General features: G+C 69.5%; 11 protein-coding genes. 8 read left to right on the top strand and 3 right to left on the bottom strand.

Annotation, left to right across the window (positions count from 1 at the left end; translation table 11 throughout):
- Positions 1-90: 90 nt before the first annotated feature.
- From ACIGXJ_RS23755 to ACIGXJ_RS23745, 3 genes are all read left to right on the top strand, one after another.
- Positions 91-792, top strand: a complete 702-nt coding sequence (locus ACIGXJ_RS23755; RefSeq protein WP_399648728.1) for an HAD family hydrolase — start codon at positions 91-93, stop codon at positions 790-792.
- A gap of 435 nt (positions 793-1,227) precedes the next feature.
- Positions 1,228-2,832 carry an ABC transporter substrate-binding protein gene (locus tag ACIGXJ_RS23750; protein ID WP_399648725.1) on the top strand — a complete coding sequence of 535 codons (1,605 nt, stop codon included), beginning with the start codon at positions 1,228-1,230 and terminating at the stop codon, positions 2,830-2,832.
- Positions 2,833-2,908: 76 nt separating this feature from the next.
- The gene (locus ACIGXJ_RS23745) at positions 2,909-4,495 is read left to right on the top strand and encodes an ABC transporter substrate-binding protein (RefSeq protein WP_399648722.1); all 1,587 of its coding nucleotides are present in this window, start codon (positions 2,909-2,911) and stop codon (positions 4,493-4,495) included.
- Between the two features lie 84 nt (positions 4,496-4,579).
- On the opposite strand, the gene ACIGXJ_RS23740 is transcribed toward ACIGXJ_RS23745, so the two are convergent.
- Both ACIGXJ_RS23740 and ACIGXJ_RS23735 read right to left on the bottom strand, forming a co-directional pair.
- On the bottom strand, positions 4,580-5,254 hold the full coding sequence (locus tag ACIGXJ_RS23740) for a response regulator transcription factor (protein ID WP_356689794.1): 675 nt from the start codon (positions 5,252-5,254) through the stop codon (positions 4,580-4,582).
- Between the two features lie 33 nt (positions 5,255-5,287).
- Positions 5,288-6,244: a RecB family exonuclease gene (locus ACIGXJ_RS23735; protein ID WP_399648720.1), complete on the bottom strand. Its 957-nt coding sequence runs from the start codon at positions 6,242-6,244 to the stop codon at positions 5,288-5,290.
- A 141-nt stretch (positions 6,245-6,385) separates the two neighbouring features.
- Here ACIGXJ_RS23735 and ACIGXJ_RS23730 point away from each other — a divergent pair, with 141 nt between their 5' ends.
- The 3 genes from ACIGXJ_RS23730 (at position 6,386) to ACIGXJ_RS23720 (ending at position 9,621) form a co-directional block, all read left to right on the top strand.
- A complete protein-coding gene (locus ACIGXJ_RS23730; protein WP_399648718.1) occupies positions 6,386-7,876 on the top strand; it encodes a site-2 protease family protein in 1,491 nt (496 codons plus the stop codon).
- A 47-nt stretch (positions 7,877-7,923) separates the two neighbouring features.
- A complete protein-coding gene (locus tag ACIGXJ_RS23725) occupies positions 7,924-8,826 on the top strand; it encodes a tRNA (adenine-N1)-methyltransferase (protein WP_399648716.1) in 903 nt (300 codons plus the stop codon).
- 216 nt (positions 8,827-9,042) lie between these two features.
- Positions 9,043-9,621, top strand: coding sequence for a hypothetical protein (locus ACIGXJ_RS23720; RefSeq protein WP_399648714.1), 579 nt, complete (start codon positions 9,043-9,045; stop codon positions 9,619-9,621).
- 90 nt (positions 9,622-9,711) lie between these two features.
- Here ACIGXJ_RS23720 and ACIGXJ_RS23715 read toward each other — a convergent pair whose 3' ends face one another.
- A complete protein-coding gene (locus ACIGXJ_RS23715; protein WP_399648712.1) occupies positions 9,712-10,011 on the bottom strand; it encodes a ferredoxin in 300 nt (99 codons plus the stop codon).
- 252 nt (positions 10,012-10,263) lie between these two features.
- On the opposite strand from ACIGXJ_RS23715, the gene arc reads away from it, so the two are divergent.
- Both arc and dop read left to right on the top strand, forming a co-directional pair.
- Positions 10,264-12,030: a proteasome ATPase gene (gene arc, locus ACIGXJ_RS23710; RefSeq protein WP_399648709.1), complete on the top strand. Its 1,767-nt coding sequence runs from the start codon at positions 10,264-10,266 to the stop codon at positions 12,028-12,030.
- A 248-nt stretch (positions 12,031-12,278) separates the two neighbouring features.
- Positions 12,279-13,790 (top strand): depupylase/deamidase Dop, encoded by a 1,512-nt coding sequence (gene dop, locus ACIGXJ_RS23705; RefSeq protein WP_399648707.1) that lies wholly within the window; start codon positions 12,279-12,281, stop codon positions 13,788-13,790.
- Positions 13,791-13,850: the final 60 nt, after the last annotated feature.

The raw sequence follows: 13,850 nt of genomic DNA, 5'->3' as shown, positions 1-13,850 counted from the left end.
ACGCCGCAGGCGACGTACACTGGTCGGTCCACCGCAGGCCGGTTCCCGTGACGGGAACCGGCCTGCTCGGCCCTCAAGGAGGTACGCCGGATGACCACCACGGTCCCCGCACTCGGCACCCGTACGGCCGAGGGCTCAGCCCTGCAGGCCGTACTCCTCGACATGGACGGCACTCTCGTGGACACCGAGGGATTCTGGTGGGACGTCGAGGTGGAGGTGTTCCGCAGGCTCGGTCACACCCTCGACGACTCCTGGCGCCATGTCGTGGTCGGCGGCCCCATGAGCCGCAGCGCGGGGTTCCTCATCGAGGCCACCGGCGCGGACATCACCCTCGCCGAACTGACCGTCCTGCTCAACGAGGGCTTCGAGGACCGTATCGACCGGGCCCTGCCGCTGATGCCCGGCGCGGCCCGGCTGCTGGCCGAGCTGGCCGCGCACGAGGTGCCGACGGCCCTGGTCTCCGCCTCCCACCGGCGCATCATCGACCGGGTGCTCACCTCGCTCGGCCCCCGGCACTTCCGGCTCACCGTCGCCGGCGACGAGGTGCCGCGGACCAAGCCGCACCCCGACCCCTACCTGTTCGCGGCCGCGGGGCTCGGCGCCGATCCGGCCAGATGCGCCGTCGTCGAGGACACCGCGACCGGCGTCGCCGCCGCCGAGGCGGCCGGCTGCCATGTGGTGGCCGTGCCGTCCGTGGCGCCCATCGCCCCGGCCGCCCGGCGGACCGTCGTGACCTCTCTGGAAGAGGTCGACCTGGCATTTCTGCGCGGTCTGATGACACAAATGATCTAAGCGTTCACCGGACGTGCAGGGCTGATTCCCGCCCGATTTCTTTCCGCCTGCACGCGTCCCCGCGGACTAAATCGAACCCGCGCCCGGGCGGCCGAATTCGAGCCGGTGTGAACGCGGTTGGCGATGTGACGTTCCCCACGCCGCAGGCCCTCGACACCGGCGTCGGCGTGTGCCATCTGCCCCCTTTCCCACGGCGTGACCGTGTCTTTGTGTCCGGATTGGGGGGACGCTGTACCCAAACCTTCCACTGTCGGGTTTTCGGTGTGTCCACGCCCGGTTTCGGAGCGTGATGGAACCTCAACTCCGGTGACTGTGAACCCCGGAGCGCACGCCCATTAATCTCGTCGCGAGAACATCACCCCCTTCCCCGTGGTCTCGCGGCGACACCCCTGCTTGCGTGATACACGGACCTGACAGCAGTGGAGAAACCCGAGCATGAACCGCAAGACTTTGGTGCTGCCGGCCGCCCTCGGCCTGCTCGCGCCGGTACTCGCCGCCTGCGGCGGGGCCGACAGCGGGAGCGACGGCGGCGGCGCGATCGCCGTCGGCACCACGGACCGGTTCATCGCCACCAAGGACGCCCCCGCGCCCCTGGACCCGGCCTACGCCTACGACGTCGGCAGCTGGAACATCCTGCGCCAGACCGTGCAGACCCTGATGATCCAGCCCCGCGGCGAGGGCGAGCCCGTCCCCGAGGCCGCCGAGAGCTGCACCTTCACCGACACCGGCAACGAGCGCTACGTCTGCAAACTGCGCGAGGGCCTGAAGTTCAGCGACGGCAGCCCGGTCACCGCCGAGGACGTCAAGTTCTCCATCGACCGGGCCCTGGCCATCAAGGCCGACTCCGGCGTCTCCGCCCTGCTGTCCACCATCGACACCGTCGAGACGCAGGGCGACCGCGACGTCGTCTTCCACCTCAAGACCGCCGACGCCACCTTCCCCTACAAGCTGTCGACCCCCGTCGCGGGCATCGTCAACCCCGCCGACTACGACAAGGGCAAGCTGCGCGACGGCTTCGAGATCAGCGGCTCCGGCCCCTACAAGTTCGAGGCCGAGGTCGACAACGACGAGCTGGTCTCTGCCGTGTTCACCAAGAACCCCGACTACAAGGGCGCTCTGGCGGTGAACAACGACAAGGCCGAGATCCGCCCCTTCAAGGACGCCGACGCCATGGACGCCGCCCTGCAGAAGGGCGACATCGACGTCATGAGCCGCACCCTGACGCCGGAGCAGATCAAGAAGCTCTCCGTCGACCCCGGCGAGAACGTCGAACTCATCGACATGCCCGGCCTGGAGATCCGCTACCTCGCCTTCAACACCGAGGCGCCCGGCGTCAAGGACAAGGCCGTACGCCAGGCCATGGCCCAGATCGTCAACCGCAGCGAACTGGTCTCCAAGGTCTACGGCTCCCAGGCCGAGCCCCTCTACTCGCTCGTCCCGGCCACCATCACCGGCCACTCCAACTCGTTCTTCAACAAGTACGGCGACCCCAGCACCGACCGGGCCGAGGCCCTGCTGGCCAAGGCGGACGTCAGCACCCCCGTGAAGCTGACCCTGCACTACACCACCGACCACTACGGTGCCGCCACCAAGCAGGAGTTCGAGGTGCTGAAGAAGCAGCTCGACGACAGCGGCCTGTTCGACGTCACCATCAAGGGCACCCCCTGGGACAGCTTCGTCCCCGCCCAGCGCAAGGGCTCCTACGAGGTGTGGGGCATGGGCTGGTTCCCCGACTTCCCCGACGCCGACAACTACCTGGCGCCGTTCCTCGACGACGACAACTTCCTCAAGTCGCCGTACGCCAACAGCGTCATCCGCAACACCCTCATCCCCGAATCCCGCCGCGAGCCCGACCGGGGTTCGGCCGCGACGAGCCTGACCGAGATCCAGGACATCGTCGCCGAGGACGTCCCCGTCCTGCCGCTGTGGCAGGGCAAGCAGTACGTCGCCGCCCGTGACGACATCACCGGCACGGCGTACGCCCTGAACTCCTCCTCGACCCTCCAGCTCTGGGAGCTCGGCCGCGGTGTGAGCGGCTGACGCTTCCGCGTCCTCCGGGGGGCCCGGGACGGCGCACCCCGGGCCACCTTCGAGAACGACGACAAGGCACACGCACGTGAACATGCGCAACCAGTGGCCGGTCCTGCCCATCGTGGCGGGGCTGGCCTCCGGCCTGCTGACCGGCTGCGGCACGGAGACCGGTGGCTCCGGCGGAACCGGCTCCAGCGTGGTCATGGGGATGTCGGACGACGTCCTCGCCACCGACCCGGCGTCGGGCTACGACCCCGGCTCGTGGCTGCTGTTCAACAACGTCTTCCAGTCCCTGCTCAGCTTCCCCAAGGGCGGCACGGTGCCCGAGCCGGAGGCCGCCGAACAGTGCGGCTTCTCCGACACCCGGGCCACCGTCTACAAGTGCACCCTCAAGGACGGCCTGAAGTTCAGCAACGGTGACCCGCTCACCAGCGAGGACGTCAAGTTCTCCTTCGACCGCATGCTGAAGATCGACGACGACGCCGGCCCCGCGATCATGTTCCCCATGCTGGACAAGGTCGACACCCCCGACGAGAAGACCGTCGTCTTCACCCTGAAGGTCCCCGACGCCACCTTCCCCAGCAAGATCGCCTCCGGTGCCGGCTCCATCGTCAACCACCGCGAGTACGACGCCGACGGCCTGCGCGAGGACGGCGAGGCCAGCGGCTCCGGCCCCTACAAGCTCGACTCGATCGGCGACGACGAGGCCGTGTTCACCGTCAACGACAACTACCAGGGCAGCGCCGAGGTGCAGAACTCCGGCGTCACCCTCAAGTTCTTCCACGGCGACCAGAGCGCCCTCAAGCAGGCCCTGCAGAAGGGCGACGTCGACATCGCCTACCGAGGCCTGAGCGCCGCCGACATCGCCGACATCGAGGCCAAGTCCGACGGCACCGGCACCGAGGTCGTCGAGGGCAGCAGCGCCGAGGTCCAGCACCTCGTCTTCAACATGGACGACCCCGTCGCCGGAAAGCTCCCCGTCCGCAAGGCCATCGCCCACCTCCTCGACCGCGACGCCCTCATCCGCGACGTCTACGAGGGCACCGCCACCCCGCTCTACTCGATCATCCCGGCGGGCATCGACGGCCACAGCACCGCCTTCTTCGACACCTACGGCGGCCGCCCCTCCAAGGAACAGGCCGAGTCCGTCCTGCGCGAGGCCGGCATCACCGACAAGGTGAAGCTCACCCTGTGGTCCACGCCCTCCCGCTACGGCCCCGCCACCGACCAGGAACTCAAGGCGATCGCCCAGCAGCTCGACGACAGCGGCCTGTTCGACGCCGACGTCAAGTCCGTGCCGTTCGACCAGTACGAGAAGGACATCGCCGCCGGCAAGTACGGCGTCTACGTCAAGGGCTGGGTGCCCGACTACCCCGACGCCGACAACTTCACCGCCCCGTTCTTCGGCAAGGGCAACGTCCTCGGCAACAACTACACCAACAAGACCATCACCGGCACGCTCATCCCGCGCACCGCCGGCGAGAGCAACCGCGCCGCCACCGAGAACGACTACGACGCGCTCCAGCAGATCGTCGCCGACGAGATCCCCGTCCTGCCCGTCTGGCAGGCCAAGCAGTACGCCGTCGTCGGCGACGGCGTCTACGGCCTGGAGTACTGCCTCGACGCCTCGACGGTGTTCCGCTTCTGGGAGATCAGCAAGAGCAACGCCTGACGGACCCCTCGCACGACACACGAAGGGCGCCTTCCCCGCGGGGAAGGCGCCCTTCGGCGCAGCACCCGAGAACGCGCGCTGCCGCTACTGCTGCGCTCCGGGGCGCACCAGCCCGCTCTCGTACGCGTACACCGCCGCCTGCACCCGGTCGCGCAGCCCCAGCTTCGTCAGCACATGGCCCACATGCGTCTTGACCGTCGTCTCGCTCACGAACAGATCCGCGGCGATCTCCGCGTTCGACAGCCCGCGCGCCACCAGCTTCAGCACCTCCACCTCACGCTCGGTCAGCGTGTGCAGCGTGTCCGGAACCGGCTCGTCACCCGAGGGCAGATGCGTCGCGTACTTGTCCAGCAGCCGGCGCGTGATGCTCGGCGCCAGCATCGCCTCACCCGCCGCCACCACCCGGATCGCCTGCACCAGCTCGTTCGCCGGGGCGTCCTTCAGCAGGAAACCGCTGGCACCGGCCCGCAGTGCCTCCACCACGTACTCGTCGAGGTCGAACGTCGTCAGCACCAGCACCTTCGCCGGGCCGTCCCGGCCCGGACCGGTGATCTGCCGCGTCGCCTCCACGCCGTCCATCCGCGGCATGCGGATGTCCATCAGAACCACATCCGGCTGCAGCGCCCGCACCTGATCGAGCGCCTGCAGACCGTCACCGGCCTCCCCGACGACCGCGATGTCCTGCTCCGCCTCCAGGATCATCCGGAAGCCCGTACGCAGCAGCGGCTGGTCGTCGACCAGTAGGACGCGGATGGCCACGCAAATCTCCTTCGCTCGGGCCTGCCCGGAGGATCACTCCGACCCCATTCTGCCCTGCTCGCCCGCCGCCGCCTCGGCCGCCCTCACCGGCACCCGGGGACCCGGCCGCACCTCCAGCGGATAGGGCGGGGGAGTGCCGCCGAACTCCGGACAGTGCGCCTGGTGATCGCACCAGCCGCACAGCTTCGTCGGCCGCGGCCGCCAGTCGCCCGTCTCCGTCGCCTCCCGGATCGCCTCCCACAGCGCCAGCAGCTTGCGCTCGACGCGCTCCAGATCCGCGAGCACCGGGTCGTACGTCAACACGTCCCCGCTGCCCAGGTAGACCAGCTGCAGCCGGCGGGGGACCACCCGCTTGAGCCGCCACACCACCAGGGCGTAGAACTTCATCTGGAACAGCGCGCCCTCGGCGTACTCCGGCCGGGGCGCCTTGCCCGTCTTGTAGTCGACGATCCGCACCTCACCGGTCGGCGCCACGTCCACCCGGTCGATGATCCCGCGCAGCCGCAGCCCCGACTCCAGCTCGGCCTCGACGAACAGCTCACGCTCGGCCGGCTCCAGCCGCGTGGGGTCCTCCAGCGAGAACCACCGCTCCACGAGCTGCTCGGCCTCACCCAGCCAGCGCGCCAGCCGCTCACCCTCCGGGTCGTCGGCGAACAGCTCCACGACCTCCGGACGCGACTCCCGCAGCCGGTCCCACTGGCCGGGGATCAACGACTTGGCACGCGGCGCCGTCCGCTCCGCGGCCGGGGCGTCGAACAACCGCTCCAGCACCGCGTGCACCAGCGTCCCCCTGGTCGCCGCCTCGCTCGGCTTCTCCGGCAGCCGGTCGATCACCCGGAACCGGTACAGCAGCGGGCACTGCATGAAGTCACTGGCCCGCGAGGGCGACAACGAGACCGGCGCTATCGCCGTCCCGGCCGGGACGGAGCCCACGGACTCCCCGGCCGATGCCGTCACGGCCTGCGCTGCGCTCTCGGTGCTGCTCTCCATGCCCAAGACCATACGGCCCACCACTGACAGTCACCCAGCCGCAGGGGTGCCGGGGCGGAACGCGGCGGGCAGGCCGCATACCATCGACCCGAGACCCCTCCGCCCGGCAGGCGCGGAGGACGCTTCGAACGAGGGGACACCGTGGACCAGAGCGGCGGGAGCGGCCAGCCGCGGCCGGACGACAAGGACCCGACCGACCCCGCCCCCCAGAGGGCCCCGGGGAACGACGCGCCCGACGCCCACGCCCTCCAGCCCGAGCCGGACCTGGACAGCAGCGCCGCCGACGGGGGCGCGGGGAACGGCGCGACCAGCCCCCACGACCCGCAGCCGAAGTCCCCCCGCCCCACCCCGGACGGCGAGCCCGCCCCGCACCCGCAGGAACCCGGCACCCCCGGGCACGGGCACCGCACGCAGGCCCACAGCCACACCGAGCAGCCCGTCCAGGGCAACGCCAAGGCGAGGCGCCCCGCCCGGCGGGAACCCGGCGGCGGCATCCTCATGGGCCGCCCCTTCGGCGTACCCGTCTACGTCGCACCCAGCTGGTTCCTCGTCGCCGCCCTGATCACCTGGGTGTTCGGCGGCCAGCTCGACCGCGTCCTGCCCGAACTGGGCGCCGCCCGCTACCTGGTCTCCCTCTTCTTCGCGGTCGCCTTCTACGCCTCCGTCCTCGTCCACGAACTCGCCCACACCATCGCCGCCCTCCGCTTCAGACTCCCGGTCCGCCGCATCCAGCTCCAGTTCTTCGGCGGCGTCTCCGAGATCGAGAAAGAGGCCGAGACACCGGGACGCGAGTTCGTCCTCGCCTTCGTCGGCCCGCTGCTCTCCCTCGTCCTGGCCGGACTCTTCTACGCCGCCATGCAGACCGTCGAACCCGGCACCGTCCCCGGCGTCCTGCTGGCCGGCCTGATGATCTCCAACCTCATCGTTGCCGCCTTCAACCTCCTGCCCGGCCTCCCCCTCGACGGCGGCCGCATGCTCCGCGCCGTCGTCTGGAAGATCACCGGCAAACCCATGAGCGGCACCATCGCCGCCGCCTGGTTCGGCCGCGCCCTCGCCGTCGCCGTCCTCATCGGCCTGCCGCTGCTCACCCAGTCCGGCGCACTCGGCTCCGACGCCGTCGACAACGTCGGCATGGACACCGTCATGGACGCCCTGCTCGCCGCGATCCTCGCCGCGATCATCTGGACCGGCGCCGGCAACAGCCTGCGCGTCGCCCGCCTGCGCCAGCACCTGCCCGAACTGCGCGCCCGCACCCTCACCCGACGCGCCGTACCCGTCCAGACCGACACCCCCCTGTCCGAGGCACTGCGCCAGGCCAACGCCGCCGGCGCCCGCGCCCTCGTCGTCGTCGACGCCGACGGCAACCCCCTCTCCCTCGTCCGCGAGGCCGCCATCGTCGGCGTACCCGAACACCGCCGCCCCTGGGTGCCGGTCAGCGGCCTCGCCCAGGACCTCACCGACGGCATGCGCGTGTCCGCCGAGCTCGCCGGGGAGGAACTCCTGGAGGTGCTGCGCGCCACCCCCGCCACCGAGTACCTCGTCGTCGAGGAGACCGGCGAGATCTACGGCGTCCTGTCCGCCGCCGACGTCGAGCGCGCCTTCGTGAAGGCCATGGCCCGCCCCTCCCAGTGATCCCACCCGTGGTCGGCGGCCCCCGCAAACCCCGGTAGGCTGGTCACATGTCCGAACCGACCGGTGCCGCCCGCAGGCGCGGGCCCTTCAAGGTCGGGGACCAGGTACAGCTGACCGACCCCAAGGGCCGCCACTACACGTTCACGCTCGAAGCCGGGAAGAACTTCCACACCCACAAGGGCAGCTTCCCGCACGACGAACTGATCGGCGCTCCCGAGGGCAGCGTTGTCCGCACCACCGGAAACGTCGCCTACCTCGCGCTGCGCCCCCTGCTCCCCGACTACGTCCTGTCCATGCCCCGCGGGGCAGCCGTCGTCTACCCGAAGGACGCGGGGCAGATCCTCGCCTTCGCCGACATCTTCACCGGCGCACGCGTCGTCGAGGCCGGCGTCGGCTCCGGCTCGCTCAGCACCTTCCTGCTGCGCGCCATCGGCGACCAGGGCATGCTGCACTCCTACGAGCGCCGCGAGGACTTCGCCGAGATCGCCAAGCAGAACGTGGAGCGCTACTTCGGCGGCCCGCACCCCGCCTGGCAGCTCACCGTCGGCGACCTCCAGGACAACCTCTCCGACACCGACGTCGACCGCGTCATCCTCGACATGCTCGCCCCCTGGGAGTGCCTGGAGGCCGTCTCCAAGGCGCTCGTCCCCGGCGGCATCCTGTGCTGCTACGTCGCCACCACCACCCAGCTCGCCCGGACCGTCGAGTCCATCCGCGAGATCGGCTGCTTCAACGAGCCGACCGCCTGGGAGACGATGATCCGCAACTGGCACATCGAGGGCCTCGCCGTCCGCCCGGACCACCGGATGATCGGCCACACCGGCTTCCTCCTCACCGCCCGCCGCCTCGCCGACGGCGTCGAGCCGCCCATGCGCCGGCGCCGCCCCGCCAAGGGCGCCTACGGCGAGGACTACTCCGGCCCCAACGCCGACGGAGGCACCGGCCGCTGACGCGGCCGCTCCCCTCCGTCCAACGCCGCCGCGCCGTGGTGGAGTTCCCGTGCACCGACGGGAACCCCACCACGGCGCTTCGTCGTTGACCCCGTGCCAGACCGCCCCACCGGTCCCGTGTGACAACCGGCACCCCCGCCGTTCCCCCTCGCTGTGACGTGTGGCACCATGCAGGCCACCCCCCCACCGGCACAGCCCTCACGGGAGACACTCCTAGTGCAGCAATCCGCCGTCCCGGAACTGGCACACACGCACACCCACCCCATCCACTGGCTCGCCACCGCGACCGCCGTCGCCGGTGTCGTGGCCCTCTCCTCCGTGGCCCAGCCCGACTCGGCAACCGCCGCCCAGGCGCCCGGCACCGCACCGCAGTCCGCCCCGGCCGCCGCCGCGCCCCCGGCCACCACAGGCGTCGACTTCCCCCTGGACTGCGGCCCGGTGAAGCTCGTCGTCGCCAGGAAGGCGACCGGAGACCTGGACGGCGACGGCCGGCCCGAGACGGTCGCCGTCGTGCACTGCGACGCCGGCATGAGCACACCGCCCGACGGCGTGTACGTCCTCACCCAGGGCGCGGGCGCCCCACGCGCGCGCGTGGTCGCCATGCTCGTCGACCCCGAGGACCGCACGAAGGTCACGGACCTCGCCGTGCGCGCCGGCGCGGTCCACGCGAGCCTGCTCGGCTACTCCTCGCCGGACGTGCCCACCTGCTGCCCGGACGTCACCGACAACGCGAAGTGGCAGTGGAAGAACGGAACGTTCGTCCGCTCCGCACCCTCCGAGGCACGCAGCGTCTGACCCCGGACACCACAGATCATCTGCCGATCACCTTCGGATCACCGGCAGATGTGAGAAATCAGACATCAGTGACAAGTTGTAAAGATGTGGTCACTCGGCGTCCGGACCGAACACCTCGACCCTGTCCGAAACGCGCCGCACATGGATGCACTCACCCGGACACTCCCTCGCCGAGTCCACCACGTCCGTCAACAGCGGCAACGGCACCGGAGTGGCCGCCCCCCGCTCCTGCAGCAGCTCCTCCTGCGGGCCCTTCACATACGCCAGACCGTCGATGTCCAGCTCGAACACCTCGGGCGCGTACTGCACACAGATGCCGTCGCCGGTACACAGGTCCTGGTCGATCCAGACCTCCAGCGCCTCACCGGCGACTGCGGCGTCCTGCTGCACGGTCGTCTCTCCTGCCGTTTCCGTCCGCCGGACCTTTCGGGAACCTTCCAGGCCCTGACGGGTGTTGAACACCTTGACCCTACCCTCGCCCGCTTCCCCACCGCGTTCCGTGGGTATCCCCCTGGCACGAGGGAGAGCGCAAGGGTGAAGATCGGACACACCCCGACAGTCTTTGTGATCTAGGGGTTTCAATCGACACCCACCCAGGTAGGGTCTGGAAGCGTCCAGCTCCCCTTGGAGGAGGTGAGGACCGTGGCAGCCCACGACGACGACATGAACCGCGGCATCCGCCCGGGACGAGGGTCCGACGACCCGGCCGGGCAGATCGCCTACCTTGAGCAGGAGATCGCCGTCCTGCGACGCAAGCTCGCCGACTCTCCGCGACACACGAGGATTCTCGAAGAGCGGATCGTCGAGCTGCAGACCAACCTGGCCGGCGTGTCCGCCCAGAACGAGCGACTCGCGAACACCCTCCGCGAGGCCCGCGACCAGATCGTGGCCCTCAAGGAGGAAGTCGACCGGCTCGCCCAGCCGCCGGCCGGCTTCGGAGTCTTCCTGCAGGCCAACGAGGACGGCACCGCCGACATCTTCACCGGCGGCCGCAAACTCAGGGTCAACGTCAGCCCGAGCGTCGAACTCGACGACCTCCGGCGCGGCCAGGAAGTCATGCTCAACGAAGCGCTCAACGTGGTCGAAGCCATGGAGTACGAGCGCGTCGGGGACATCGTCACCCTCAAGGAGATCCTCGAGGACGGCGAACGCGCCCTGGTGCTCGGGCACACCGACGAGGAACGGGTGGTACGGCTCGCCGAGCCGCTGCTGGACGTCACCATCCGACCCGGCGACGCCCTCCTGCTCGAACCCCGCTCCGGCTACGTCTACGAGATCGTCCCCAAGAGCGAGGTCGAAGAACTCGTCCTCGAAGAAGTCCCCGACATCGGCTACGAGCAGATCGGCGGCCTCGGCGGCCAGATCGAGGCCATCCGCGACGCGGTCGAACTGCCCTACCTCTACCCCGACCTCTTCAAGGAGCACGAACTGCGGCCGCCCAAGGGCGTCCTGCTGTACGGGCCCCCCGGATGCGGAAAGACACTCATCGCCAAGGCCGTCGCCAACTCGCTGGCCAAAAAGGTCGCCGAAGTCACCGGCCAGGCCGCCGGCAAGAGCTTCTTCCTCAACATCAAGGGCCCCGAGCTCCTCAACAAGTACGTCGGTGAGACCGAACGCCAGATCCGGCTCGTCTTCCAGCGAGCCCGCGAAAAGGCATCCGAGGGCACCCCCGTCATCGTCTTCTTCGACGAGATGGAATCCCTCTTCCGCACCCGCGGCTCCGGCGTCAGCTCGGACGTGGAGAACACCATCGTCCCGCAGCTGCTCGCCGAGATCGACGGCGTGGAAGGCCTGCAGAACGTGGTCGTCATCGGCGCCTCCAACCGCGAGGACATGATCGACCCCGCCATCCTGCGACCCGGCCGACTCGACGTGAAGATCAAGATCGAGCGCCCCGACGCCGAAGCCGCCAAGGACATCTTCGGCAAGTACCTCACCGAACGCCTCCCGCTCCACGCCGACGACCTCGGCGAACACGGGGGCGACAAGACACTGACCGTCCAGAGCATGATCCAGACGGCAGTGGAACACATGTACGCCGAATCCGAGGAGAACCGCTTCCTCGAGGTCACCTACGCCAACGGCGACAAGGAAGTCCTCTACTTCAAGGACTTCAACTCCGGCGCCATGATCGAGAACATCGTGGGCCGCGCCAAGAAGATGGCCATCAAGGAATTCCTCGACAACAACCAGAAGGGACTCCGCGTCTCCCACCTCCTCCAGGCCTGCGTGGACGAGTTCAAGGAGAACGAGGACCTCCCCAACACCACCAACCCCGACGACTGGGCGCGCATCTCCGGAAAGAAGGGCGAACGGATCGTCTACATCCGCACCCTCATCACCGGAAAGCAGGGCGCCGACACCGGACGGTCCATCGACACGGTGGCCAATACCGGACAGTACCTGTAAAAAGCAGGGCGGCTGCGGGTGCCCTCCACCGGGTACCCGCAGCCCACTGTTTTTCGGGGGCCGAAATTTGGGCACGGCCGGACCAAGGCAATGACGCAAATGATCTCCACACCAGCGCAGAGCCGTTCTAGGCTCTTCGGTACCGCCGGGTCGCGCAGTGCGGGGACGGGCACCGCACACGCAACCCAGCGCCAGCGGTATCTGAGCGGCGCCCACGACCGAGGACGCCGCCGGGCAAGGAGGGCCGCATGACCGTACGGCGAGTAATGGGCATCGAGACGGAGTACGGCATCTCCGTCCCCGGCCACCCCAACGCCAATGCCATGCTCACCTCGTCCCAGATCGTCAACGCCTACGCGGCGGCGATGCACCGGGCCCGCCGGGCCCGCTGGGACTTCGAGGAGGAGAACCCGCTCCGCGACGCGCGGGGCTTCGACCTCGCCCGCGAGGCCGCCGACACCAGCCAGCTCACCGACGAGGACATCGGCCTGGCCAACGTCATCCTCACCAACGGCGCCCGGCTCTACGTCGACCACGCCCACCCCGAATACAGCGCCCCGGAAGTCACCAACCCCCGCGACGCCGTCCTCTGGGACAAGGCCGGCGAACGCATCATGGCCGAGGCCGCCGAACGCGCCGCCGCGCTCCCCGGCGCCCAGCCCATCCACCTCTACAAGAACAACACCGACAACAAGGGCGCCTCCTACGGCACGCACGAGAACTACCTGATGAAGCGGGAGACCCCCTTCTCGGACATCGTGCGCCACCTCACGCCCTTCTTCGTCTCCCGCCAGGTCGTCACCGGCGCCGGCCGCGTCGGCATCGGCCAGGACGGCCACGAACACGGCTTCCAGCTCAGCCAGCGCGCCGACTACTTCGAGGTCGAGGTGGGCCTGGAGACGACCCTCAAGCGCCCCATCATCAACACCCGCGACGAACCCCACGCCGACGCGGAGAAGTACCGCCGCCTCCATGTGATCATCGGCGACGCCAACCTCTCCGAGATCTCGACCTACCTGAAACTGGGCACGACCGCACTCGTCCTGTCCATGATCGAAGACGGCTTCATCGCGGTCGACCTCGCCGTCGACCAGCCCGTACGCACCCTCCACCAGGTCAGCCACGACCCCACCCTGAAGCGACTCGTCACACTGCGCAGCGGCCGCACCCTGACCGCCGTACAACTTCAGATGGAGTACTTCGAGCTGGCCCGCAAATACATCGAGGAACGCTACGGCGCCGACGCGGACGACCAGACCAAGGACGTCCTGGCCCGCTGGGAGGACACCCTCACGCGGCTCGAGAACGACCCCATGAGCCTCGCCGGCGAACTCGACTGGGTCGCCAAGCGCGAACTCATGGAGGGCTACCGCCGCCGCGACGGCCTCGACTGGGACGCCGCCCGCCTCCACCTCGTCGACCTCCAGTACGCCGACGTACGCGCCGAGAAGGGCCTCTACAACCGCCTCGTCGCCCGCGGCCGTATGAAGCGCCTCCTGGACGAGCAGGACGTCGCACGAGCCGTCTCCAAGCCTCCCGAGGACACCCGCGCCTACTTCCGCGGCCGCTGCCTGGAGCAGTACGCCGACGACGTCGCCGCCGCCTCCTGGGACTCGGTCATCTTCGACCTCCCCGGCCGCGACTCCCTGCAGCGCGTCCCAACCCTGGAACCGCTACGCGGAACGCGAAATCACGTCAAGGAGCTCCTGGACCGCTGCCGCACCGCGGAAGACCTGGTCAGGGTGCTTTCCGGCGGCTGAACGGGTACACGGACCCTCCCGGGCGCGCAGGGTGGAAACCCCGCCGCCCGGGAATCATCG

This window comes from Streptomyces sp. NPDC053367 (assembly GCF_044545925.1).
Classification (GTDB): Bacteria; Actinomycetota; Actinomycetes; order Streptomycetales; family Streptomycetaceae; genus Streptomyces.
This window is presented reverse-complemented; position numbering and strand designations above follow the sequence as displayed.

Excerpts from the sequence above, each read along its gene's own strand:
- ACIGXJ_RS23735 (WP_399648720.1), bottom strand. The coding sequence starts at position 6,244 with ATGGAGAGCAGCACCGAGAGCGCAGCGCAGGCCGTGACGGCATCGGCC.
- ACIGXJ_RS23725 (WP_399648716.1), top strand. The coding sequence starts at position 7,924 with ATGTCCGAACCGACCGGTGCCGCCCGCAGGCGCGGGCCCTTCAAGGTC.
- dop (WP_399648707.1), top strand. The coding sequence starts at position 12,279 with ATGACCGTACGGCGAGTAATGGGCATCGAGACGGAGTACGGCATCTCC.
- ACIGXJ_RS23750 (WP_399648725.1), top strand. The coding sequence starts at position 1,228 with ATGAACCGCAAGACTTTGGTGCTGCCGGCCGCCCTCGGCCTGCTCGCG.
- ACIGXJ_RS23755 (WP_399648728.1), top strand. The coding sequence starts at position 91 with ATGACCACCACGGTCCCCGCACTCGGCACCCGTACGGCCGAGGGCTCA.